Annotated in this window: 23 protein-coding genes; 3 read left to right on the plus strand and 20 right to left on the minus strand. The window is 31.4% G+C overall.

The window, feature by feature from the left end; all coding sequences use genetic code 11:
- The first annotated feature begins 24 nt into the window (after positions 1-24).
- Positions 25-660 (plus strand): carbonic anhydrase family protein, encoded by a 636-nt coding sequence (locus MOO46_RS03680; RefSeq protein WP_249511626.1) that lies wholly within the window; start codon positions 25-27, stop codon positions 658-660.
- A gap of 38 nt (positions 661-698) precedes the next feature.
- On the opposite strand, the gene MOO46_RS03685 is transcribed toward MOO46_RS03680, so the two are convergent.
- From MOO46_RS03685 to MOO46_RS03710, 6 genes are all read right to left on the minus strand, one after another.
- On the minus strand, positions 699-3,224 hold the full coding sequence (locus tag MOO46_RS03685; protein ID WP_249511627.1) for an AAA family ATPase: 2,526 nt from the start codon (positions 3,222-3,224) through the stop codon (positions 699-701).
- Positions 3,225-3,284: 60 nt separating this feature from the next.
- On the minus strand, positions 3,285-3,638 hold the full coding sequence (locus tag MOO46_RS03690; RefSeq protein WP_249511628.1) for a hypothetical protein: 354 nt from the start codon (positions 3,636-3,638) through the stop codon (positions 3,285-3,287).
- A gap of 63 nt (positions 3,639-3,701) precedes the next feature.
- Positions 3,702-4,103, minus strand: coding sequence for a hypothetical protein (locus tag MOO46_RS03695; RefSeq protein WP_249511629.1), 402 nt, complete (start codon positions 4,101-4,103; stop codon positions 3,702-3,704).
- Positions 4,104-4,629: 526 nt separating this feature from the next.
- Entirely contained in the window at positions 4,630-6,021 is a 1,392-nt protein-coding gene (locus tag MOO46_RS03700) for a flavocytochrome c (protein ID WP_249511694.1), read from the minus strand.
- 69 nt (positions 6,022-6,090) lie between these two features.
- Complete coding sequence (locus MOO46_RS03705; RefSeq protein ID WP_249511630.1) at positions 6,091-7,020, minus strand: hypothetical protein; 930 nt, start codon at positions 7,018-7,020, stop codon at positions 6,091-6,093.
- Between the two features lie 94 nt (positions 7,021-7,114).
- Positions 7,115-7,420, minus strand: a complete 306-nt coding sequence (locus MOO46_RS03710) for a hypothetical protein (protein WP_249511631.1) — start codon at positions 7,418-7,420, stop codon at positions 7,115-7,117.
- A gap of 84 nt (positions 7,421-7,504) precedes the next feature.
- Between MOO46_RS03710 and MOO46_RS03715 the strand changes: the two genes are divergently transcribed.
- Positions 7,505-7,846, plus strand: a complete 342-nt coding sequence (locus tag MOO46_RS03715) for a hypothetical protein (RefSeq protein ID WP_249511632.1) — start codon at positions 7,505-7,507, stop codon at positions 7,844-7,846.
- A gap of 44 nt (positions 7,847-7,890) precedes the next feature.
- Here MOO46_RS03715 and MOO46_RS03720 read toward each other — a convergent pair whose 3' ends face one another.
- The 9 genes from MOO46_RS03720 to helD form a co-directional block, all read right to left on the minus strand.
- Entirely contained in the window at positions 7,891-8,265 is a 375-nt protein-coding gene (locus MOO46_RS03720; RefSeq protein ID WP_249511633.1) for a hypothetical protein, read from the minus strand.
- Positions 8,262-8,525, minus strand: a complete 264-nt coding sequence (locus MOO46_RS03725) for a hypothetical protein (protein ID WP_249511634.1) — start codon at positions 8,523-8,525, stop codon at positions 8,262-8,264. Before MOO46_RS03725 ends, MOO46_RS03720 begins: the two co-directional genes overlap by 4 nt.
- Before the next feature lie 106 nt (positions 8,526-8,631).
- Complete coding sequence (locus tag MOO46_RS03730) at positions 8,632-9,681, minus strand: DNA/RNA non-specific endonuclease (RefSeq protein ID WP_396121413.1); 1,050 nt, start codon at positions 9,679-9,681, stop codon at positions 8,632-8,634.
- Between the two features lie 66 nt (positions 9,682-9,747).
- Complete coding sequence (locus tag MOO46_RS03735; RefSeq protein WP_249511635.1) at positions 9,748-10,155, minus strand: hypothetical protein; 408 nt, start codon at positions 10,153-10,155, stop codon at positions 9,748-9,750.
- A gap of 107 nt (positions 10,156-10,262) precedes the next feature.
- Positions 10,263-14,960, minus strand: a complete 4,698-nt coding sequence (locus tag MOO46_RS03740) for a type ISP restriction/modification enzyme (RefSeq protein WP_249511636.1) — start codon at positions 14,958-14,960, stop codon at positions 10,263-10,265.
- Between the two features lie 102 nt (positions 14,961-15,062).
- Positions 15,063-15,824, minus strand: a complete 762-nt coding sequence (locus tag MOO46_RS03745; RefSeq protein ID WP_249511637.1) for a hypothetical protein — start codon at positions 15,822-15,824, stop codon at positions 15,063-15,065.
- 87 nt (positions 15,825-15,911) lie between these two features.
- Positions 15,912-17,459: a glutamine-hydrolyzing GMP synthase gene (guaA, locus tag MOO46_RS03750; protein WP_249511695.1), complete on the minus strand. Its 1,548-nt coding sequence runs from the start codon at positions 17,457-17,459 to the stop codon at positions 15,912-15,914.
- An 80-nt stretch (positions 17,460-17,539) separates the two neighbouring features.
- The gene (coaA, locus tag MOO46_RS03755) at positions 17,540-18,463 is read right to left on the minus strand and encodes a type I pantothenate kinase (protein ID WP_249511638.1); all 924 of its coding nucleotides are present in this window, start codon (positions 18,461-18,463) and stop codon (positions 17,540-17,542) included.
- A gap of 117 nt (positions 18,464-18,580) precedes the next feature.
- Positions 18,581-20,881 (minus strand): RNA polymerase recycling motor HelD, encoded by a 2,301-nt coding sequence (helD, locus tag MOO46_RS03760; RefSeq protein WP_249511639.1) that lies wholly within the window; start codon positions 20,879-20,881, stop codon positions 18,581-18,583.
- 159 nt (positions 20,882-21,040) lie between these two features.
- On the opposite strand from helD, the gene MOO46_RS03765 reads away from it, so the two are divergent.
- On the plus strand, positions 21,041-21,703 hold the full coding sequence (locus MOO46_RS03765) for a histidine phosphatase family protein (RefSeq protein ID WP_249511640.1): 663 nt from the start codon (positions 21,041-21,043) through the stop codon (positions 21,701-21,703).
- 46 nt (positions 21,704-21,749) lie between these two features.
- Here the strand turns inward: MOO46_RS03765 and MOO46_RS03770 are convergent, their stop codons facing one another.
- The 5 genes from MOO46_RS03770 to opp3b form a co-directional block, all read right to left on the minus strand.
- A complete protein-coding gene (locus MOO46_RS03770) occupies positions 21,750-22,013 on the minus strand; it encodes a hypothetical protein (RefSeq protein WP_249511641.1) in 264 nt (87 codons plus the stop codon).
- A gap of 81 nt (positions 22,014-22,094) precedes the next feature.
- A complete protein-coding gene (locus MOO46_RS03775; RefSeq protein ID WP_249511642.1) occupies positions 22,095-23,045 on the minus strand; it encodes an ABC transporter ATP-binding protein in 951 nt (316 codons plus the stop codon).
- A gap of 18 nt (positions 23,046-23,063) precedes the next feature.
- Entirely contained in the window at positions 23,064-24,110 is a 1,047-nt protein-coding gene (locus tag MOO46_RS03780) for an ABC transporter ATP-binding protein (protein WP_249511643.1), read from the minus strand.
- 10 nt (positions 24,111-24,120) lie between these two features.
- Positions 24,121-25,140, minus strand: coding sequence for an ABC transporter permease (locus MOO46_RS03785; RefSeq protein WP_249511644.1), 1,020 nt, complete (start codon positions 25,138-25,140; stop codon positions 24,121-24,123).
- Between the two features lie 4 nt (positions 25,141-25,144).
- Positions 25,145-26,074, minus strand: a complete 930-nt coding sequence (gene opp3b, locus MOO46_RS03790; protein ID WP_249511645.1) for an oligopeptide ABC transporter permease — start codon at positions 26,072-26,074, stop codon at positions 25,145-25,147.
- Positions 26,075-26,144: the final 70 nt, after the last annotated feature.

Genomic DNA, 26,144 nt, shown 5'->3' on the forward strand with positions numbered 1-26,144 from the left:
AAATTCATAGAAAGAAGATATCAAATGTTAAATTATAATGATCAAAAAAATTGGCCTAACAATTTTGGTAATCTACAATCACCAATTAATTTATCAACCAATGATAATCAAGCTTTTAATGATTTTCTGCCCATCAACGTCGATGATTTTTATCAACTAAACAATGAAATTGATGATCAAACTACCATTAGACTAACCGGAATGGGCAATGCAACCATCTTTAATCGTGAATTTGCCTTTCAACAAGTTCATTTTCATACACCAGCTGAACACTTAGTAGACAATCAACAAGCGCCCTTTGAAATTCATTTAGTACATAAGGATAACATTGGACAAACTGTCGTTGTCGCATTACTTTTAAAAATAGGTAATGCCAATTCGGCAATTCAAGAAATTATCAACAATTTTAAAGTAGGCGCTGAAAATAACGTCTCAATTAAACTTAGTGAATGGGTGCCTAATTTAGCTAAAGGATTTCATTATGCTGGGTCTTTAACTACCCCACCATTAACAGAAAACGTTGAATGGGTAGTTATTACTAATCCTGAAATTACAGTTAGCCAAAATCAAGTTAATTGGTTTATGCAACAATTTGGTGGAAATAATCGTGAGTGCCAGCCTTTAAATGAAAGAAATATCGAATATTATGCTAATAAATAAAAGCCAGAATTCTCAATCAGAGCATTCTGGCTTTTTTATTATAAATTAAATTTTTTAAAATGATCATTCAAATATTGCAAAGTCAATCCTTTAGGATGTTTAACTAATTCGGCTGGATTACCGGTCGCCATAATCTTACCACCAGCATTACCACCTTTAGGACCTAAGTCAATCATATAATCAGCATTGGCCATTAAGTCTAAATCATGTGTAATTAAAATAACGGTAGCACCTTTCGCCTTTAATTGGTTAATAACGCCTAACAGAGTTTGGACATCAGCAGGATGCAAACCAACGGAAGGCTCATCAAAGACAAACATTGTATTGTCTTGATTATTCTTTAAATGCTTAACTAATTTTAATCGTTGAGCTTCCCCACCAGATAAACTAGGCGTACTTTCACCTAAGTGTAAATAATTTAAACCAATTTCATTTAAAATCTGTAGTTGGCTTTCAATTGATGGGACATTTTTAAGAATTGGTAACGCATCTTTAACTGATAATTTTAATAAATCAACAATACTATAACCATGCCATTTTATTTCTTGAATTGTTGGATTAAAACGATCACCGTGACAAGTCGGACAAATTTCTTCAATATCGGGTAAGTATTGAACATCTAAATGAATAGTTCCTAGGCCCCCACAAGTTGGACATGCACCTTGTTTATTATTATATGAAAATGCGCCAATCCCATATTTATGTTGTTTTGCAGCTGGTAATTTAGCAAACATATGGCGTAAATGATCCATGATCATAGTGTAAGTAGCCAAAGTAGACCGTTCATTTTTACCCACCGGTTTAGCATCCACACTAATAACATTTTTTATGCCAGTCTGAAATTGAGCAACTTGTTTAGGCAACTTATCATGTGGATAACCATTAATTGCTGGGACTAAACTATTTAAGATGAAGCTCGTTTTACCAGCACCTGAAAAACCAGTGATAGCAGTAATTTGACCACTAGGAATGGTGGCTTGAACATTATGCAAATTATAGTAATCATTAATTTTAATCTTTGTATCTGCACAATCAGTGTTAGATGAAACTTTGGAATGCATAATATTAGCCTGTCCGTCGATAAATGGACCGATTAATGAACTTTTATTATGGGTTAATTGTTTAGGTGTACCTTGTGCAATTACCCTTCCACCTTCATCACCTGAACCGGGGCCAATTTCAATGACCCAATCCGCAGCACTAATGATGTCCACTTCATGATCAACTACCACCAATGAATTACCTTGTGCAATTAATGCTCGAAAAATGTGAATCAAGCCTTTAATATTATCAGGATGTAAGCCAACCGATGGCTCATCTAGTACATATAAGACTCCAGTCGTTTCTGTTCGTAATGTCTTAGCTAATTGAATTCTTTGTAGTTCACCGATTGATAAAGTATTACCACTTCTAGAAAGTGTTAAATAATCTAAGCCTAACTCCAACAATGGGCTAAGATTATCATCCAAATTTTCAAATAAAATATCAGCCATGTGCTGCATATTTTTTGGTAAAGATTTTTTAGTTTCAACTTCCCAATCTTTTAATTGCCCCAGTGTTAGATCAGTAACTTCGGCAATATTTTTATTAGCTACTAATTGATTTAATAAATCAGGATTCAACCGTGACCCATGGCAAACTGGGCACGTTGAAAAATGAAAGAATTTACTAATCCGATTGAAGGCGCGAGAACTTTTAGCCTTTTTCATTGAACCGTAGACTGATTCATAAGCGTTCTCATACAAAGCATTGTCAGAATGAAACACTCTTCCTGTCGACGTGTGAAAATCAACTGGATATTGTTTCTTTTCACCATGCAAAACAATTTGTTTTTCTTTATCGGTTAAATTTTTATATGGAACATCAGTCCGCACACCTAATGATTGAGCAATTGATGCCATAAAATTACGTCCTGGCAAATGCCATGGTGCAATCGCCCCTTCATTAATCGATTCATTATCATCTTCAATAATTGTATCTGGATCTAAAGTGCTAATTTGACCAGTACCTTCACATTTAGGACAAGCACCACCAGCATTAAAAGCAAAGTCTTCCGATGATTTAGCTTCAAACTTAATTCCACAAGTAGGACACTGAATCATCCCCATGCCACTTTTGCCATCATTAGGTAAATCCATCGCTTGAGCAATTTTTAAACTGGGCACAACTCGATGTCCATTTGGACAAACTGGTGAACCTAATCGTGAAAAAATCAAACGAACAATATTAAATATTTCGCTCATAGAACCAACGGTTGAACGTTCAGAAGGAACATTGGGCCGTTGCTTTAAGGCAATTGCCGATGGAATATGGCGAACTTCACGGACATTGGTATGAGTACTTTGGCCAATTCGACGTCTGGTATATGTAGATAGTGCTTCCAGGTAACGTCTAGATCCTTCTGCATATAGGATTCCCATCGCTAATGAACTTTTTCCCGAACCAGAAGGCCCTGAAATTGCGACGAATTGGTTTAATGGTATATCAACATCAATATTTTTAAGATTATGAACATTGCCGCCACGTACTTCAATTTGGGTTGGTAAAACATTTTTATTAACCATTATAAATTTTCCTTTCTTAAATTTATGCTAAAAAAGTGCCGATTTATATCAGCACTTTAATTACTTTTTATCGATTTGATCTAGTAAATCATGAATTTGCTGAAGATCTTCTTTAGAAAGATCATTGTGGTCTTTCAAAATTTCATAAATTTGTTGACCAGAATCAATAATATCTTCTAGACGAGAGTCTAAATTATTAAATAACACGTTGGTTAACATTGAACGTAAATGTTCGACCCCATCTTTATCACCATTAATAGCTCTTTCAGTCATTTTTTTTATAACAATTTTCACATTGCGACGTTTTAGTTTCTTTTCTTTATGACTATTGTAATAAGGTAAGAATAGTGCTACTACAACTGATAATGATTCAGCAATTGCAGCTACCCACTCAGCCATTTCTCCACTATGCATATGTAATTCATCTCCTAAAAATATTTTAGCAGACAAAAAGCTTTGCCCAAAGAACAATGCTTTTTAAAACTTTCTTAACTTAGATACAGAAGATAAATTCCAAAAAGAAAAGAATGATATAACGATAGGTAACATTAAAATTCCCATAAGAATCATTGGAATATCTGTATTAACACTAATCATTAATATCATTCCATAAATACCAGAAATAATATTAACAATCATTTCCCAATATGCACCCTTTAATCGATAACCATTATTTTTACCCTGCTTAAATAATAGATAATGAATGAAAAATCCTATTAATCCAACTAGAAAAACTAAATTTCTAATTAATATGACTGACATTGGAATTTGGGCATCCATAAAAGCAAATAATACAAAATAACTTACTGGAAGAAACATCGCCATAACTAACCCATATAAAGCATCCCAGATTTTACATATAATTCTTATAGTGTTCATTTTAACCTGAATATAAAACATCCTTTCAACAACATAACTAATATATTATTATCGCATATTTAATTTCTAAAAAAAATATGCATGATAAAATCAATATAGAATGAAAACTGGAGGAAGAATATATCTATAAAATAAAAATATTTACAGCCATTGCTAATATTATAATGCCGATTATTACATTGATTGGTATACCTGTCTTTATCTTTGTAGGATTAGCAGATAATAATAATATTTTTCAAACATTATTATTTATATTTATAACTTTGATAGGAATTACACTAATTGCTAACATTATTAATTTATTCACACCTAAACATAAAATTCAAAATCTAATTATTAATTCAATCAGTATATTAGGAATTACCTTAATGATCATTTCTTTGTTTACAGCATTCTTTAGTAGCAATATCCGAATAATAATATTATTAATATCATGGTTATTATTATTTTCATCTGGATGGTTATTAATATTTCAAATAAATAAAAAGTCTTAAGCTATTAATTAGCTTAAGACTTTTTATTACTTCTAACTAATATATTTAAATACCTGTTGGCCTGCTTGGCGACCAAAGATCACAGTTTCAGCAATTGAATTACCACCAATGCGATTATCACCATGTAATCCACCGGCAACTTCTCCACCAGCAAATAATCCTTTTACTGGAGTATCATCATCACTTAAAACTTGGGTTTCAGCATTAACTTTAATCCCGCCCATCGTGTAATGAACTGCTGGGGCAATATGAATTGCGAAGTATGGACCAGCACTAATATCACGATCCATCCCAGTTGTTCGACCATAGTCTGAATCATCATGCTTTTCTACAGTTTGATTCCATTTTGCTAATGTATTGGATAATTCATTAGCATCAACATCAATCTTGGATGCTAATGCATCAATCGAATCTCCATGAATAACTAAACCAATGGAATCGTAAAAATTAATGGCACCCACATGTTCACGAATCCCCTGATTTAAAATCAAATAAGCTGACTTTTTAGGTAATTGATTAATCGCATTGGTTACATTCTTACGAGTATCTAATTCATTTACAAAACGGTGTCCTTGTTGATCAACTAAAATGGCCCCTTCACCACGGACAGCTTCACCAATTAAGAAAGCATGATCATTGTCTTGTTGGACAGTGGGATGCACTTGAATTTTATCCATATCAACTAAGCCAGCTCCTGCATCAGTAGCTAATTTTAAGCCATCGCCAGTAGCTCCTGGTTGATTAGTAGTTCGATAATGAGTTAAATCACTGCGGTATTTACCAATAATTTCTTTACTAGCACCAAAACCACCAGTTGCTAAAATAACTGCTTTGGCGTGAATTGATTGTTTGTTACCATATGCTAATTTCACATCAACACCAGTAACCTCATTATCTTCCTTTATGATTTTATCAACATCAATATTATTAAAAACTGGAATCTGGTCTTTTTCAACAATTTTAAGAAAGTTAGTAACTAAGAAGGCTCCAATGGGGGCTCCAGAACTAGGACGATGCGTTCTTTTAGTATGCATACCACCAGTAATAGTTAAATCATCTAAATCAATACCGTGATCAGCTAACCAATCAACTGATAATGCGGAATGACTAGTAAAGTAATCAAGCATTTCTGGGTTATTTTGTTTATCACCACCGATAAAAGTATCATTATAAAAAGCCTTAAAACTATCAATAATATGATACTTTAATTGTGTTTCAGTTTCAGCAGCATTCATCCCTGAAGATGCACGCGTGGAATTACCACCTAATTTATCCATTTTTTCTAATATCACTGGTTTTAATCCCAATTCATAAGCTTGAATCGCACTAACTAAACCTGTTGAACCAGAACCAACAATTACTACATCATAATTATCCTTTAATTTATTGATGGCAGTTGGTTGAAATACATACTTACCCATTATTCACACCCCTTAATATTTAACTAATACGTTTATTTTATTACAAAAAAAGCATTGTCTAAAGAACAATGCTCAATAAGGTAAATCGGTAATCTTCACTTTAGTCTTAGCAAAACCATTATCATTTAATATATCTTTAACTTCCTGCTTACGACTTTCTGAATTTCGACTTAAAATCACTTCACGTAAAATATTAGGATTAATTTTCGCTAATGAAATAGGCCGATCACTAACTAATGCTGATGCATCAAAATGATTACTTTTAGGCTTTACAATCACATAGCGAATTTCTTCTTCTTGCCATAAAATCTGGCGTTTGAAACATAAGGATAATAAAAATAATGAACTTAAACATTTATTTTGAATATCGCGAGCTACTGAATTCCAAATCCCATTTAAACCACGATACGAATTTAACCATTCTTGAATAATTGGTTGAATAAACTCTTGGTGGACATTTTGATCATATTCAACCTTCAAAGGAAAGACATATCCATACCCTTCTTCCATACGTTTAAAATTTGGACAAGTGTATTGATCTGATAATTTCTTTTGAATCTTTTGACTATCAAAACCTAAAGCGACATCGCCATAATTGGCTAACGCTTGTGAATTACGGTTTGGCGAGAAACTCCAAACATAGCTATCGTAATTAATATTTTGATAATCATTAATGAAAATTTTGATTTCATCTTTCGTCGCACCCAGTTGTTGTAAATATTTAATCGCAACTCGATAAGTATAACGAACCTCAAGTGGATCATTCATTGAGTGAATGTATCCAACATAAAATAGCTTTGTTTTTACAATGTTTTTTAAAGCACCAATGCTAGTGTAATGATAGATTTCACCAATATCATGGGCATTAATATAAAAATGCTTATAGATATGGTCATGGGAATGTTTTTGATAATCGGAGTTTTCATCAGTAATTGAATTCAATGCTGACTTACCATATTGGTTCAAAGAATCATATATTTTATGAAATTCAGTCGGTGTCATGATTCAATTCATCTCCTCAGATTTCAAGATTTGATTTTATTATATAACAATTTTAATGGTATGAAAAAAGCATCGCCTATTCGACGATGCTAATTTATAAGTGAATAATTCCATTTAATACTAATAATGCTAAACAGACAAATGTGAAAAAGATAACGTGAACAATACACATAACCTTATAGTATCTATGTATATCATGCCAATTTGATGTAATTAGATAAGTAATAAAAACAAATATATTAAATAAGTTAACAATGCCAATTATTAATAATCCAAAATCAATTAATACATCCGGATGAAATGGATTCCCCTTTGCTAAATCAATTGATCCACAAATGACCAAATATACTGGTAAAGCAAGAATACAAACTTGAATGATTAGACTCTTTATATATTGCATAGAGCTCCTTATTAGTTTTTGAATAATTTATACTAATTTTATCATAATATAATAGTATAATTAATATTATTAGGAGGTGTTATTATGAAAATCAAGAAAGTAATACCAGTGATTTTGCCATTATTAATACTATTCTTTACTTTTAGTACTAATGCTAGTGCTATTTCTGCACATGAATATGGTTCAACTGCTAAAACCAGTGTGAAAACTACTAAAAACGTTAAAGTTTATAAAGTAACTGCTGGTAAATTTGAGGCAGCTAATAAATTTACATATACTGGTCATATTAAAAAAGGTACTCATCTAAAAGTTTCAAATTACTTTATGTCGACTGGTGGTTATGTTATCAAAAATAAGCACTATCGAGTAACCCATAAAACTTTTTACTTAGTGCCTGAAATGAACGGACATTGGTATAAGAAATAACAAAAAGGTAGCCTATTAATTTAGGACTACCTTTTTAGTTTAATTTAATATTCTTTATTAAAATGTTGTTTAGCTTGGCTAGGATTAGAATAATAATTGTAAGCTAAGGTAATTTCATTTGATAAATGACTATTAGATGAAACATTGGGATAGCTCATTGTTAACTTTCCCTTTTGATTATTAATGTACATTAAGCCAAAACCACCGACACCATTGTTTTCATTTTGATAAGCATAAATTGGCTGTTGCATTGATTTATTTATACCAAATTTACGATTTGCTTTAACGCGAACTTTTGCTTTAGCAAATCTCAATGAACTATGGTTAATAGTTTGATTTTTAAAACTTTTAGCATAGTTTAAAGGACGGTGAGTATCATAGTTATTATTTGCGCCATAAAAATTACTTTGTTTAATCAAATATTATTAATACTCATTTTACTCAACTTAATGGAACTCTTAGGAGTTTCCTTGTAAGCATAATACCAAATGCCATGATATGTTTGGGGGATTTTACGATTATCAAATTTAAAATGATTAAGTTGTGCTTTATTTAAAACTGTAACTGGACCTTGTGCATGTGCTGTTACTATATTAAGTGCTTGATAACCACCCAATAGTAATGCAATCGATGCCATTGATACACCAGTTAATTTTTTCATTCTTTTACTAATCTTCATATGTAAATACCTTCTTTTGTGAATATAATTAAATTTTAGTTCTATCTACTAAAGTTTTCAAATAATAAAAAGGTAGTCCTATTGATTTAGGGCTATCTTTTACTGTTTAAAAGAAATGATGGCGCCTATGATATCCATAGAAATGACGATGATATGGATGATAATAATGACGTTCATATTTTCTTTGATAATGACGCTTAATATAGTGATGAGCTGCTCCAGCAATCACCGCATCCCTAACATAATGATGACGATGATAGTGTTCACCATTATAATTACGATGTTCACTAAAACTAGGTGCCCCTGCTGGCGTTGGTACATTCATATTATGATCAATCTTAGAAGTTCCATCCGCATAGTTAAATTGAACTCCTGGTTGCACATTATATAAATATACATTGAAATCTAAAGTATTATCAGTAGATAATGCTTGCAGATGCACTCCACGTGCCATTAAGTCGCTGCCTTTAAAGACAGGTGTAACTTGATAAATTACTTTCTTCCCAGCACGTAAAGCATCACGAACTTTACTTTCGTAAATGGTTTGTACTTTTTGATTACTAAAAGCAGTTTGGGTAAATAAGTTTTTCAAATTATTTTGATCACCAGATTGTAAATTAGGTTCATAATTACCATTCACACTAATACCTTTAGAAAGACTATAAGCAATTTCATGACCACGATTAATGATGGCTTCACGATTGATAAATTTTTGATGCCAACCAGTTGGTTTAACATCTTGAGTGGAACGTAAACTATCATTAGCAACGTTTAGTGATTCTAAATAAGCGGTGTTGCCAGCTGAAGTTCGATTCAAATTATCTAAATTGCTGTAAATAACATGATTGTATTTCCAATCAGTCGTCTTTAAATTGGCATGATCATTATTTACATAAGTAAAGGATTGATCACCAGAAGTATAATTTAAATCAGCTAGTTCATTATCACTTTGAACATGTTTTTTAGTATCCTTAGCTTGCTTTTTAGCAACATGTTTATCACTATGCGATGAACTACTGTCACTACTTTGCATACTAGAACTTTGTGATGAACTTGAATTACTATTATTTTTTAAGGAATCTTTGCCACCCATACAACTACCTAATAAGGCTAGTAGTAAAAAGGTAACAATTCCTCCAGTTAATATTTTTTTCATGTTATCTCCTATGAATTATGTAATATATATTTTCATATTAAAGATCAAAAATTATTGTAATCAATATTAATGTGAAATGTAAGTATGTTTAATATTATTTCTGATCCAATAAGCTGCATCTCCACCACCAGTAAACAAAGCTTTTTTACCGTGAATCTTTTTATTAGTTAATCTATATAATGGTATATCTCCATTTTTAAAATTGTATAAATTATATTCATGCTTAAAAGGCATAACAATATTCAACTTTTCTTTATTCTTTTTACCATTTACATAAATACTCTTTTTATAAATATTCATATGTGTCATCTTATGTTCATAATTGTCCCATTGATACCAATTTCCTCTAATTTCAGTAGGCGTTTGATGATGTCCCATATACTTAGCGTGCGCTTGTGTTCCATAACAAGTGGACATGATTGAAACCATTCCAATTGTAATTAATGAATACTTTACAAAATTATGTATTTTCATATGTATATCTCCTTCATTTATAAATACATTACTTTTTAATAATAATTCTTTAAATTATTTTTGGCAAACTAAAAAAGCATTGCTATGAAAGCAATACTTTAATAATTTTATTCATCAATTTCAAATTTAGGTAGTTGATTTACTAAATCAACTGTTTGTACTGATACATTAATAATTCTTAATAATAAATTAAAAATATATTTAGTATCATCACTATATTCATTAGGATCATCAATTATACCTGATTTTTTATCAGTTTTAATTTGATATTGATCCATAATCCATTCAATAGCAGATTTACCATTAACAACATATTCATAAGCTTTAGATGGAATATCACTAATAGTAATATCATCATTAAAAATTATAGTAGATTTATCTTTAACTGAATTACCATTTTCATCTCTAACTTTATCAAATTTCATTTTATTTACTACATAGTTATTACTTTCACTTTCAACATCGACATCTTTATATGTTGGAACTTCTTCATAATTAAGATGTAAAGTAGATAATTTTTTACCAATTTCTACATATTTCATTTTATTTTTTACTATAGGAATTTGAGGAACATCTTTGGTTAAATCATTATGATAAAATGACAAGTACCCTTTGGAATTTAATAATGAATATATATAATAAAAAGTGTCTTCTGCATTTAAACGTATTTTATTTAAAAAATATAGTGAAATATTATATTTTTCATCAATTAATTCGTTATAATCAATATTGCTATAAAGCATACAAGATTTTCCATTCATTAATGTTTGGAAATCCGTATAATCACTAGTAATAAATGAAGAAAAACCTTTACTAGAACCACTTCCAGATATATTTATACTCAAATTTGTTTTGCCCCATAATTTATCAAAACCACCTGGAACTTCATTTAAATAATTGTCATAATATAACCATTTCTTAACAAAGGGTCTATACATAGCTTTAACAAATGTTTCACTTTTATTTATATGTTTTCCTTTTTGTAAAATGTTTTTTAGTTTCCTACTCCATTTTATTTTAGTATTATCGTTAGTAACATTACGATTACTAAATTTTACATCTAAATTATTTATTTTATCTAGTTGTAAATTATAAGTATTAATAAATGTATTTATATTATTATTAACACTTTTTTTATCAAATCCATATACCCATTTATCCCTGCTAGTAACTATTCCAGGTGAAAACTTATTAAATACGCTTTTACCATTATCACCTATAATTTTTGTATAGTTAGTATTAGCTCTTTTATTAATCCAATCATTATTAATGTCCGGCTTTACATTTTCCCAATTAATATTATTAATCGTTTTAAACTTATTAATAACTTCAAATTTATCCTTACGACTTAAATAATCACCTATATCATGATAATGAATTTCATGTTTATCTGAACCATCTTTTATCAATATACTGATTGCAACAGGGGTACGACTTCCCGATCCAAATATTTTTCCACCTTCTTTACGTGATGTCTCACCACTAGTCCTTTGATTTCCACGTAAATTAAAAATATAAAGATGATTAAATTCATTGTATAAAGAATACCTAAATCCATCGCTAGTACCACTAGTTATAAAACTTCCATTAGTAACGAATCCTATAACTCCATTATTGCCAATTCTATCGCTAGCCCATCTAAATGCTTTAACATAGCTATCATAATTACCCTTACTCAACTTGGAATTACTGTTTTTTACATAAATTTTATTTATTTGCGTTTCTAGATTCGGATAACTAATGTTTTGATTATCATCATTAGAACTTCTTTGTCCTACTGAATAAGGCGGATTAGAAATAATTGCAGTTATGGGTTGTTCTTGTTGTTTTTTCAAACGTTCATTATTTTGACCAAGTAAGTCATCCATAAATGAGTCTTTACGTTCGGTACTCTCAAATGTATCAGTTAAAACAATTCCATTGAATGGTTCGTATCCTCGATTAGGACCGTTTACTTCATCAAATACTGATTCAATATTAATAGCGGCAATATAATAACTTAATAAAACAATTTCATTTGCATGCAATTCATGCATATATTTATATAAAATATCGTCAAAAGTAATTTTTCCAGCATCCATTTCTTGTTTGAGATACTGTAAAGTTCTAGTTATAAAAGTACCGGTACCAGTAAATGGATCTAAAATATGCACACCTTTGTCAGCTAAACCCTTACCAAAATATTTATGCATAGCATCATCAACTGAATGAATGATAAAATCAACAACTTCTGTTGGAGTGAAAACAATTCCCAATTGTTCAGTAGTTTCTTTAAAACCTTTTTTAAAGAAATTATCATACAAAGACAAAATTAATTTTTGTTTACCTTCTGCATTATCAATACCAGAAGCTCTTAATTTAATAGAGTCATAAAATGGTTTTAAACTTTCTTGCTCCTTAGCAAAACCAAATACTTTAAAAGCAGAGATAACATCATTCATTGATTTTGATACAACATTATTTTTAACAAAACTATATTCACCAAATAGAGCATCAAAAATAGGTTCGGTAATAAGATGTTGAGCTAACATTTCAACAGTTTGTTCTTTTGAAATAGAATCATTAATATTATGTTTTAAACTAGTATGGAAGTTATCAAATGCCATTTTGGCACCATCATTGCTATCAATTAAGTCATTAATTCTTCTGATATATTTTTTAGCAATATCAGAAACATCTTTAGACCAATCTTCTAGATATCGACGGTCACCAACATGTTGAACTACCTTTCCATAGAAAGCACTACGCATTTCTTGAAAGTCTAATGGCAGCTCCATTTGTTTATTATTAGCTTCTTCTTTTTTAGAAGTATTTTCATTAACTTCATTATCAGGACTAGAATCTACCCCAATAAAATTAACCCTACCATCTTTTTTCTTGTTAAGATCTAACTTATTAACTTCAGCATCAAATCTTTCATCAGTTGATCTCAATGCATTTAGAACTTGCCATATTTCTTTATACTTAGAGTTATTATCTAAGGCTGTATGTGGATCAACTCCATCAGCTACAACGATTGGCAAGATAATGTAACCATATTCTTTATTTTCAGCACGACGCATAATACGACCAACGGCTTGTACAATATCAACTTGTGATTTTTTAGGGCTAAAGAAAATTATTCCATCAAGGTTAGGAACATCAATTCCTTCAGTTAAAAATCTGACATTAGATAATACTCTAGAATGATTTTCTTTAATGTTCTTATCGCCTAACCAATCAATTTCATCTTTTTTTTGTAATGCATTTAGTCCACCATCAACGTGATGAACATCTACTTGGAAGCTTCCAGTTGCTTTAGCATCAAGATATTGATTAACAACTGTTTCAAATTCTTTAGAAATGGTTTTAGAATGTTTAATTGTGTCAGTAAAAGCAATTGCTCTTTTCATTGGTGAACCTTTGATTTCACCAGTGATTCCATCACGCTTAACCATTGCATTCCAGACACCAATTATTTTACCAATATCGTCCACTTTAAGTTGATTATCAGCAGCTAAAAGTTTTTGCATATCTTTATTAATATAGGATTCATTAACTGCCAAAACTGTAACTTTATAATCTGTAAGATACCCTTGTGATACAGCATCACCAAAACCTAGTCTAAATATTTCTTTACCATATTTATTTTCATCATCCATTGAAGAAACTATGATACTGTTTTCTTTAGCCTTTTTCTTAGCATTAGCATCATAAAGTTTAGGCGTTGCTGTTTGATAAAGTCTTAGTTTACCCTTTACATTAGTATTAGAATGAACCTCAGTAAAGACACTGTCCTCATTTAATTTTGTAGCACCTGTAGTTCTATGAGCTTCATCAGCAATAATCAAATCAAATTCTGGATAACCCTTTTTCTGAGCTTCATGAATAACATCAATTGACTGATAAGTTGAAAACACAACTGTCATATTATTATCTATATTCAACTTTTTAATTTGATTAAAGTTATTGATTAATTCTGTTACATCAGTTGTTGCAGGGAACCCAATGTCTTTTGCTCCCAAGTCATCTTTACCATACGATTTTTTATTTGCTTTTCGATCAGACACAACAGAAAATGAAGTCATATGTATGTTATCAGATTTATCATCATTCCAATTAAATAAGGTTTGTGACAACAATTGAATACTTGGAACTAAGTAAAGAACATTAAAATTGTTCTTTTTTTGATCATGCATTAAAGCTTCAGCAATCTTTAAACTAGTGAAGGTTTTTCCAGTTCCTGGAGCCATAATTAATTTTCCACGATCATTATCCTTAAAATACTCTAAAGAATTTTCAATTGCTTCTTTTTGATATGGTCTTAACTTTTTGGGGGTGCTTAAAGATAAATCTTGATTTGGTTTTCCAAAAGAAAATTTTTGCCAATTAATTTTTGCATGTTTCAATTGTGATAAACCAATTCTTCCAAATGGTTTAGAATTATTTTCCAATGCACTTTCAGCATTTTTATTCCATTCATCAGTAGTAGATACTATTAGTCCAGCATCATAATAATCTTTACCAGCTTCAGCAATAAAGGAATTAATAGTGTCTTTACCAACTTTACCCTTATAAAATTTAGCTTGAACAGCAGTTAATTTACCATCATACCCTTCAGCAACAATGTCAACTCCTGTGTCTTTTTTGGGAATTTGATATTGTTCAGGAACGTCTTTTAACATCCAAATGTTATTATATTTTTGTTTATATGTAGGTTCATTTTTTAAATAAGAAACTACCATTTCTTCAAAAGCAGTTCCACGATCCCTTTGATTGTCTAGATTGGAATCTACTTGATCAACCAACTCTTCAAATGTAGCCATCATTATTCTCCTATCAAATATTAATTAATATTGTTAATTATCTAATATTTTTTTGATTAGAACAACACATATACGAAAGTTATTAAATAATATTTTATTGAATCATAAATTTCTATTTACATTTTTAACTGATTGTATAGATTTCATACAATCTTTCATTTTGGTATCAATTTCATTTAAGTATTTACCATATTTTATATATTCTTTGATTTCATGTTTAATCTTTTTAATTTTTTCATTATTTTTATTTTCATCAATAAGTTTTAAAAGATAGTAACAATGATTTTCTATACTTCTTTTATTATTTAAAATTTTCTCATTATTATAAGAAATGTTGTCAATAACTTTAATTATAATATCACTACCTATGATATCGTTAATTTCTATAGAAAATTTTATTTTCTGACACAAATCATACGTTTTTTGTAACTCATCAAATAAATGTTCTAAAACATCTATATCTTTTTCTTTTAATGAAAAAATTTCAATTGATTGATTATTGTTAATATTAATAAAATGCTCGCCAGTAGATAAATCAAAACTAAAATAATAATACTGAACATTCCTTATAGATGTTGACAACGATAATAAATCATTACCTACATCAATTATTTTTTCATATTTTTTGGAATATTCATTAACTTTAATTGAAACTCTTTTATTTTCTCTTATTTGTACACCAATATACTTAATTGTAAAGTATTGAACTATAAGTATAGATAAAATTGTTGTAAAAGATTGTAACCAATCTCCAGAACTAGAATCTTTAAAAAAATTACCCATAATTAAAGCTATAAATAGGAAAGAAAAAGTTAATAAAACAATTATTAAGGTAATAAAATTATTAAAATATTTTTTAATCATAAAATGTAATCCAACTTTCAATATTATAATTATAAAAAAGAGCTATCCAAAAATAGATAACTCTTTAAAGTTTATAGGAATAAAATATTATTCCCATTCAATTGTCGAAGGTGGCTTACTAGTAATGTCATACACTACGCGGTTAATGCCATCAACTTCATTTGCGATTTTGGTTGAAATGTCAGATAAAACATCCCATGGAATTTGTGCAAAGTCAGCCGTCATTCCATCGATTGAGTTTACTGCACGAATTGCGATGGTATAGTCATAAGTTCTTTCATCCCCCATGACACCCACACTCTTGAAACCAGGCAAGACCGTGAAGTATTGCCAAATTTCTTTATCTAGACCTGCTTTAGCGATTTCTTTACGTAAAATAAAGTCACTATCACGCACGATCCTTAATTTTTCTTGAGTAATTTCACCAATGACACGAATTCCTAGACCAGGACCTGGGAATGGTTGACGCCATACCAAGTTAGCTGGCATCCCCATTTCTTCACCTAAATGTCTAGTTTCATCCTTGAATAGTGAACGCACTGGTTCAATTAATTCAAAATGCATGTCTTCGGGAAGTCCACCCACGTTGTGATGAGATTTAATAGTTTGAGCAGTATCAGTACCACTTTCAATTACATCTGTGTATAGAGTTCCTTGCGCTAAAAAGTCAATGTCTTTTAACTTACGAGCTTCATCATTGAAAACTTCGATAAATTCGTTACCGATAATCTTACGTTTTTGTTCCGGATCAGAAACACCCTTCAACTTACCTAAGAAACGATCACTTGCATCCACTTGGATGATATTCAAGCCGAATTTACCTTTTAGACTATCCATAACTTCTTCAACTTCGTTCTTACGTAGTAAACCATGGTCTACGAAGATACAAGTTAATTGGTCACCAATGGCCTTGTGTAATAAAACTCCAGTTACACTTGAATCAACCCCACCGGATAGACCAAGGATAACTTTCTTGTCGCCGACTTCTTCGCGGATTTGTTTAATCTTTAAGTCAATAAAATCATTCATTGACCAGTTTGCTTCTGCGCCACAAACGTTAAACACGAAGTTCTTTAAGATGTCAGTACCGTATTTGGTATTTCTAACTTCAGCATGGAATTGAATTCCATAGAACTTTCTAGCGGTATCTTGCATTGCAGTAATTGGGCATCCCTTAGCAGATGCAACATTTTCGAAGCCATCCGGAGCCTTTCTAACAAGGTCTCCATGACTCATCCAAACTGGTTGATTTTTAGGTAAGCCCTTAAACAAATCAGCATCATCAGTTGTAATGTCGATATCAGCATGTCCATATTGACCATGATCTTCGCCATCAACTTTTCCCCCGCCTAGGTCATATGCCATCAATTGCATTCCATAGCAAATTCCTAGGATTGGAATATTCATTTCAAAAATTTTAGGGTCAACTTTCAAGGCGTCATCAGCATAAACACTGTTAGGTCCACCAGAGAAAATAATTCCCTTAGGGTTAAAAGCTTTTATCTCTTCGATTGACATATTGTGTGACTTCAACTCAGAGTACACACCAAAATCACGAATACGACGGGTGATTAATTGGTTGTATTGACTACCAAAATCAAGCACAAGTACTTTATCAAATGAAGATAAATCCATTTCAGCCAAACCATCCACGCTCCTTTTATAAATTGCTTTTAATCATACCGAGAAGATAGGAATGTGTCAAATTTTATTAGCTAATATTTTCTTAACAAAATATTGTCAATCCGGTGTTCTTCACCTTTATGAATAATTAAATCTGCTCTGGTTCTAGTAGGTTTAATATTTTCCTTCAAGTTTGGTAAATTAATTGATTGCCAGACATCTTTCGCCATTTGCACTGCTTTATCACGATTGGAATGTGCTAATTCATAATAATGGTTAGAAGGATTTTGAAAGGCGGTATCCATTAATTTTTTAAAACGATCTAGATACCATTTTTCAATTAAATCATCAGCTGCATCAATATAAATGGAGAAGTCAGTAAAATCACTTACATAAATTTGTTGATTACTTGGTAATTGAAGCGTATTAATTCCTTCAATAATTAGAATGTCAGGACGGTCAATAATATCATAACGATTAGGAATAATATCGTAGACTTCATGTGAATAAACTGGTGCTTTCACATTATGTTGACCAGATTTAACTTCATTTAAAAAGTTAATTAAGGCCTTCATGTCATAGCTTTCTGGAAAGCCCTTTTGTTGCATAATCCCACGACGTTCTAATTCTTTAGTATTATACAAAAATCCATCGGTCGTAATTAATTGTACTTTCTTTTCAGGGAAAAAGTGACTTAGTAAAACTTCCAATAAACGAGCAGTCGTTGATTTACCAACCGCTACACTTCCAGAAATTCCGATAATAAATGGTACTTTACGATTTTCTTTGTCTAAAAATTGGGTTTTAGTTTTTTGCCATTCATTAAAATTTTGCGTACATAAATCTAATAAATGAACAATTGGAATATAAACATCTTTAACATCTTGTAATGAAATTTGGTCATTAAAAGCTTTAATTTGTTTTAAACTTTCTTTAGTTAATGGCACTGATTTAGTATGATAAAAGTTTTTCCATTCATCTTTTTTAAATGTGTAATAGTTAATTGGATTTGCCAAGGCAATCCCTCCAATAAAATAAATAATTGTTTTTAATCATAACATTTCTATATTTAGATGTATTAAAAAGAGCCTAACTTGCTTAGTTAGGCTCTTTTTGCTTGTTACTAATATTAATTATTGTAAATCATAAAATTGTGCAGGCACACTATCGAAAATTGGTGACAATGTCTTTTCAGCAATGATGGTTAATTCATGCATTGCTCTTGTACAAATTGTATAAACTAATTGACGGTCTGCTTCATCACCATATTGTTCAGCAGTAGCATCCCACATCACTACAGAATCAAATTCTAGCCCTTTGGCAAGGTATGAAGGAATAATGAGGGTACCAGTAGCCAAACGTTGATTTTCAGTTCTAATAAGCGTATTTTTTGCGTCCATTTGGTCTAATTGTTCGGATAATGATTCAGCATCACCTAAAGTTTTAACAATTATCGCTGTCGTATCATGTTTTTGCTGATCGGCATTAATTTTATCATTTAATTGTTGTAATGCTTCACTATGATTATCGACAAAATTAATCATTGGTTTATCGCCTTCACGCGCAAATGATTCAATTTCAACACCATCGCCCAATAAATACTTGGTAAAATCAGTAATTTGTTCAGTTGAACGGTATGACTTAGTTAACTGAACTACATTGGTCTTTTCTGGATCAAACATTGTGCCCAGTTCTTCCAATAATTTGTGACTATTTTCATGGGTAAAGATTGCTTGATTCAAATCTCCTAGTAAAGTAAAACGAGCACGAGGGAAAGTGAATTTTAAGAATGCCATTTGGAAAGCCGTGTAATCTTGCACTTCATCAATGAATAAATATCTAATATCAGTTTTTGCACGTTTACCAGATACTTTATCGAATAAATATAGATAAGCTGACACATCAGAAATTGAGATGTTCCCGGATTTCATTTGTGCAATTGATTTATCAACACTAGCTTCCCAGGCGTCTTTCGTTAAATCATATTCTTCTAAATTAACTAGATTAGGAATATTTCTTAACATGTGAACGAATTGATTATTAATTCTTAAGAAACGAGCATGCACAATTTGTTTACGAACTTTCTTAAAAGCACCAATTACAATGTGTTTAGCTAAGAAATTAAATTCTTTATCTGCGTTTTCAAATTCATCCGGATGGGTTCTTTGCACTGCTTCAATTTGTTCACGGCCCAAATCTTGAACTGCTTCTTCAACCCATGGTTTCTTCATTTCTGCTTTAACACGACGATTTAAAATTTTAATCAAACGTTCTTTTGTTGCAGATAAACGATTTCTTAAATTGTAGTTTTCATTGAAGCTATAGTATATTTCAGCAATTTTTTCTTTTGAAATAAAAATTTCATCATTGAACTTCAAGTTTTTAAACTTCATATCTTCAGTATTCAAATGGTTAGCATATGCGGTCGCCGCCTTGAAATAATCTAAACTATTTTTAAGATTATTAATTTTGCGAATTTGACCATCTTCGGAGTTATCCTCTTCAAAACGTTCTGACAAAGTTTCAACATTCATATGTGGTACTCGTAAACTACTGTATTGGTAATAAGTCATTTGAACCATGTTTTGTTCACCCAATTCAGGCAAAACTTGATTAACATAATCATTAAATAATTGGTTAGGTGAGAACAAGATTACTTGCCCAGAATGTAATTTCCCACGGTATTGATATAGTAAGAACGCAATTCTTTGTAAAACAGCAGCTGTTTTACCAGAACCAGCAGCACCTTGCACAAATAATAAGTCTGAATCAGTATCACGGATAATCTTATTTTGTTCAGATTGAATGGTGGTAACAATACTCTTCATCTTAGTGCTAGATTTACCATTTAAGTTATCTAACAACATTTGATCGCCAACGACTTGATCAGTATCAAAGATGGTATCAATTTCACCATCTTTAATTTGAAATTGACGTTTTAAAGTTACATTAACTGTTTGTGTTCCCATTGGAGTATTGTAAGTTAATTTACCAATTTTACTATCATAATAAATACTAGAAATTGGTGCACGCCAATCATAGATTAAATAATGATCAGGTGTATCGGCAAAAGAACCTAGACCAATATAGATTGTTTCAGGTTGACCTTCGCCTGCTTCTTCAAAGTCCAGACGTGCAAAGTATGGACGTGCTTGCATTTTATTTAATTTATCATATTCTTTAGTTGCGTGTTTCCAGCTATTTTCACGTTCTTCTAGCATTTGTTGCTGTTGACGAATTGAAACTGATGTTTCCATCATTCCACTATAAGTATTAGTTTTTAAACGGACATCATTGTAAAAATTTTTGTTAATTGCACTTTCATCTTTTTCAGCACGGTTAATTTTTTGTGCAGCTTCTGTCTTGGCTACACCGATTTTGCCCAAAACATTTTTTAAATGTTTGGTTTCATATTCTCTAATTGAGTCAGTCATTTAGACATTTCCCCCATTCAAAAAGTTGATTAATAATTCTAGCACATTTTTTTTACAATTCAAAGCGTTTAAATTGAGTGACATCTTTTTAACCTAGTGATTTTATATGATAAAATGAATTTATAAAGTATGTGTTTTTAAAAACAAGGAGGTTTTTTTATGATTAATATTTATCTAGTACGTCATGGACAAACTTATTTAAACAAATATTTCCGTATTCAAGGTTTATCAAATGCACCTTTAACCGTTAAGGGTGTAGCTGATGCTGTTGATGCTGGAAAAAGACTAAGTGGAATTAAGTTTGATCACGCCTACTCAAGTGATATGCCACGTGCATATGATACTGGTAAATATATTTTGCAACAAAACCCTTCAGACATTAAAGAACCAACTATGGATACTGCTTTCCGTGAAGAAAACTTTGGTTACTTTGAAGGAAACGATAGCGAACAAGCTTGGCACCAAATTGGTGGCCCTAAAGGTATGGGAAGCTATGGCGAAATGATTGATAAGTTAGGTATGGGTGGTACTGCTGATTTAATCGCAGAAGCTGATCCATATGGCGATGCTGAAACTGACGATGACATTCGCGCTCGCTTTATGCCTGGACTTAAAAAAGCCATTCAAAATGCTAAAGATGGTGAAAATGTATTAATTGCTGCACATGGTACTATTATCAGATGGGCAATTTCTCAATTTGCTGACAGCAGTATTGATGTTTCAGAATCCATTTTAAATGGTAGTGTTTCAAAATTAACTGCAGAACCAGATGGCACTAACATTAAAGTTGAATATTATAACCGTAAAGATGAAAATGTATAATTAAGTAAATTAAAAGAGTCGTTATCATTAAGATAACGGCTCTTTTTTATCCCCAGCTATATTTTCCTAAGAAATAATGGGTAATCCACCAGGCGGAATAGAATTGAAAAAAGAAAATAAAAAGTTCTAGTCCTCCTTGTAAAATATTAATGTAAGGAAAATTAATAAAATAAAAAAATATGTCAAGAACATATGACAAAATATTAGATGATAAAACAAGCATCACGATATAAACACATATCCACGATACTTTATGTCCAATCATCGCATGGCGGCGTTCTTTAAATTCTTCATCTTCTTTATAACTCATTAAAATAAAAAACTCCTAAATATAATCTATTAGTATTGTAGCAAAAAAGCCACTGAAATTTAATGTTCCAGCGGCTTTATTTTATTTATCACTGTCTTTTAAACGTTCTTTATACATAGCAATTTCATCATCGGCAGCACGAACATAATGGTTAGGTGCAATTTCAACTAACTTACGTTCTTTATCATCGTCTTCTTGACTAGGATCATAATCGACAATCTCACGACTGCGTTCGTAATCTGGATCAGGAACTGGAACCGCTGATAATAAACTTCTTGTATAATCATGCAATGGATTTTTGTATAATTCATCGGCATCAGCAATTTCTAACATTCGACCATAATGCATAACACCAATTCGATCACTAATGTATTTCACCATGGACAAGTCATGGGCAATAAATAAGTATGTTAACTTACGTTTCTTTTGTAAGTCTTTTAACAAATTAACTACTTGAGCTTGAATAGAAACATCCAAAGCAGAAATAGGTTCATCAGCGATAATAAATTTTGGCTTAACCGCTAAAGCACGTGCAATTCCGATACGTTGTCTTTGACCACCAGAAAATTCATGTGGATAACGGTTAGCATGTTCTTTATTTAAACCAACAGTTTCAAGTAAATCTTCAACTTGATGATTACGATCTTCATTATCCTTAGCCAAATGATTAATATCAATTCCTTCAGCGATAATGTCCTTAACCTTCATTCGAGGATTTAAAGAAGCATATGGATCTTGGAAAATTGTTTGAATATTACTTCTGAATTGTTGTTTTTGTTGTTTGTGTTTTAATTTAGAAACATCTTCACCATCAAAAACAATTTTACCAGCAGTAGGTTCATATAAATGACTAATAGCACGACCAGTTGTGGTTTTACCAGAACCGGATTCACCTACTAAACCAAATGTTTCACCCTTATAAACAGTAAATGAAATATCATCTACCGCTTTAACTTCATCTGCTTTCCCAACGTTGAAGTATTGTTTTAAGCCTTCTACTTCTAAAATCTTAGGAGCATTTTTGTCTAACATAATTCCACCACCTAAATATTATTTATTACGTGTTTTTTTAAAGTATTCTTGACGCTTGGTAATGTCAGCTGGTGGAGTCACCTTAGGTGCTCTTTCATCTAACAACCAAGTTGCAGCATAATGAGTATTTGAAACTTTAAAAAATGGTGGTTGCTGTATTGTATCAGCTTTTAATGCATACTTATTTCTAGCAGCGAAAGCGTCACCAACTGGAGGTTCCAACAAATCAGGAGGTGTTCCTGGAATTGATGGTAATACTTCAGCATCAGTATCAAGGGTAGGCATTGAACCTAATAGTCCCCATGTATATGGATGTTTAGCATTGTAGAAAATTTCATCAACTTTTCCATATTCAACAATCTTACCAGCATACATAACCGCTACACGGTCAGCCATACCAGCAACAACTCCTAAATCATGGGTGATAAAGATAATTGAAGTATTAATCTTAGTTTGTAATTCTTTCATCAAATTAAGAATTTTGGATTGAATTGTAACATCCAAAGCTGTTGTTGGTTCATCAGCAATTAGAACTTGAGGATAGTTAACCAAAGCAATTGCAATCACAATTCTTTGACGCATCCCACCTGAGAATTGGTATGGATAATCATTAATACGTTCTTTCGCATGTGTTATACCCACTAATTTCATCATTTCTAAAGCTTTTTTCATGGCTTTATCTTTGCTCATTCCTTGATGAACACGCAATGGTTCAGCAATTTGTTTTCCAACTTTCATGGTTGGATCCAATGAAGTCATTGGATCTTGGAAAATTTCAGCAATACTTTTACCACGAATTTTACTTAATTGTTTTTCATTTTTGTCTAAAATTTCTTCATCTTTAAACTTAATGCTACCGCCAGCAATTTCAGCGTTAGGTGCATTCAATCCCATAATGCTTCGAGTAGTAACTGATTTACCAGAACCAGATTCACCCACAATTGCTAGGGTTTCACCTTTCTTCAAATCAAAACTAATATCACGAATGGCTTGAACTGTACCTGCATAAGTTTTGAAATTAATTTTTAAATTTCTAACTTCTAAGATATCGTCTTTGTTTTCCATTCTTAGTCACCTACTCTCTTGATTTTGGATCAAATGCATCACGTAATCCATCACCTAAAATGTTAAATGCAATCATTAATAATGATAGAACAACTGCAGGAACCCACATTTGGTAAGGTAAGAATTGGAATGATTTTTGACCGTTACTAATTAAAGTACCTAATGAAGCAGCTGGAGCTGGAACTCCAATTCCGATAAATGATAGGAATGCTTCGAAGAAGATAGCATTAGGAATTGTAAACATAGTGTTGATGATAATAACACTAGTTAAGTTAGGTAGTAGATGTTTAAATGAAATCTTCCATGGACTTTCACCTAAAGATCTAGCTGCCAATACGAATTCTTGATTCTTTAATTCAAGAGTTTGAGCACGAACTAAACGCGCCATATTAATCCAACTAGTAAATGCAATTGCAATAATAATTGCAGGAATCCCTGGTTTTAAGATTAATAGTAGTAAAACCATAACAATTAAGTTAGGAATTGATAGCATGATTTCAATTACACGTTGCATGAATGTATCAATCTTGCCACCTTTCCAACCGGAAATAATTCCGTAGGCAACTCCAATTGTTAAATCAAAGAATGTTGCGACAACGGCAATGATTAGTGAAATTCTAGTTCCGTAAAGGGTTCTAGCCAATAAATCACGACCTAAGTAATCACTACCTAACCAAAAGTAATGGTTAGCAGCAGCACCAGTATAAGCATTCACTCTTTGACCACCTTGAACTAAAGTTCCGTTAAAACCAGGAATATCAATTCCTGGAATTCTTGGTGGTAAGTTATTTAAGTTTGGATTAGTAGTAATATTGCTCATTGAAGGTACTAAAGCAGAACCAAATGCAACAACAAACAATATAATCAAAATAACTAATGAAACCATTGCAGCTTTGTTTTTCTTTAGTCGACGCCAAGAATCTCGTAAGAAAGTTAATGACGGAGCGGCAATTTTTTCATTATCTAGATGTGAACCATCTGATAGTGGTTCAAAAGCATCTTTTGGTAATTCTTTTGCTTTATCTGCCATATGATTAACCCTTCTTTCCTGTAATTCTGATTCTTGGATCGATTAATCCGTAAACAATATCTGTAATTAATAAAACAACACATAACATGAAGCAATACAAAATTGTTAGTCCCATAATGGTTGGGTAATCATTAGTTACAATTGAGTTAACGAATTGTTCACCGATACCAGGAATAGCAAAAATATTTTCAACAACTAGTGAACCGGTCATAATATTAACGGCTAATGGTCCAACAATTGTTACCAATGGAATCAAACTATTTCTTAAAGCATGATGGTAGATAATTCCAAATTTACTTAGCCCTTTAGCACGAGCTAATTCAATGTAATCGTCACTTAATACATCAACCATTTCAGTTCTAACGAAACGAGCTGATTCAGCAAATGGCAAAGCGGCCAACGCCAGCGTTGGTAAGATCGTATAAGCAAATCCACTCCAACCAGCAATTGGTAACATTCCCCATTTTAATGCAACGAAATATTGCAATAAAATTGAAAGAACAAATGAAGGAATTGAAATTCCTAAAATTGAAATAATGGTTGTTGTCGTATCAACCCATGTTCCCTTTTTAATAGCTCCAATTGAACCAAAAACAATTCCACCGAAGACACCAAGAATAATTGCTTGCAATCCTAGTAATAATGATGGTCCAATTCTGCTAGAAATTAGGTAAGAAACTGGTTGATCACTAAATTGGAAAGAAGTTCCAAAATTACCATGAACAGCATTAACAATATAACTAATATATTGTTGCCAAACCGGTTTATTCAAACCATATTGCTGTAAAACAATATTTCTTTCTGAAGGTGATAACTTCGCTTCATTAGTTAATGGTGTTCCTGGCATTATCTTCATAAGGAAGAATGTAACTGTCGTTACAATAAATAATGTCAAGATCAAATAAAATATTCGTCTTGCCAGATATCTTACCATAGATGAATCCCCACAATCTTTTTAAAATTTATACTAAACAATGTTCAATATGTATGGAAAGAGTTAAATA

Source organism: Apilactobacillus apisilvae (assembly GCF_023380225.1).
In the GTDB taxonomy this organism is placed as follows: domain Bacteria; phylum Bacillota; class Bacilli; order Lactobacillales; family Lactobacillaceae; genus Apilactobacillus; species Apilactobacillus apisilvae.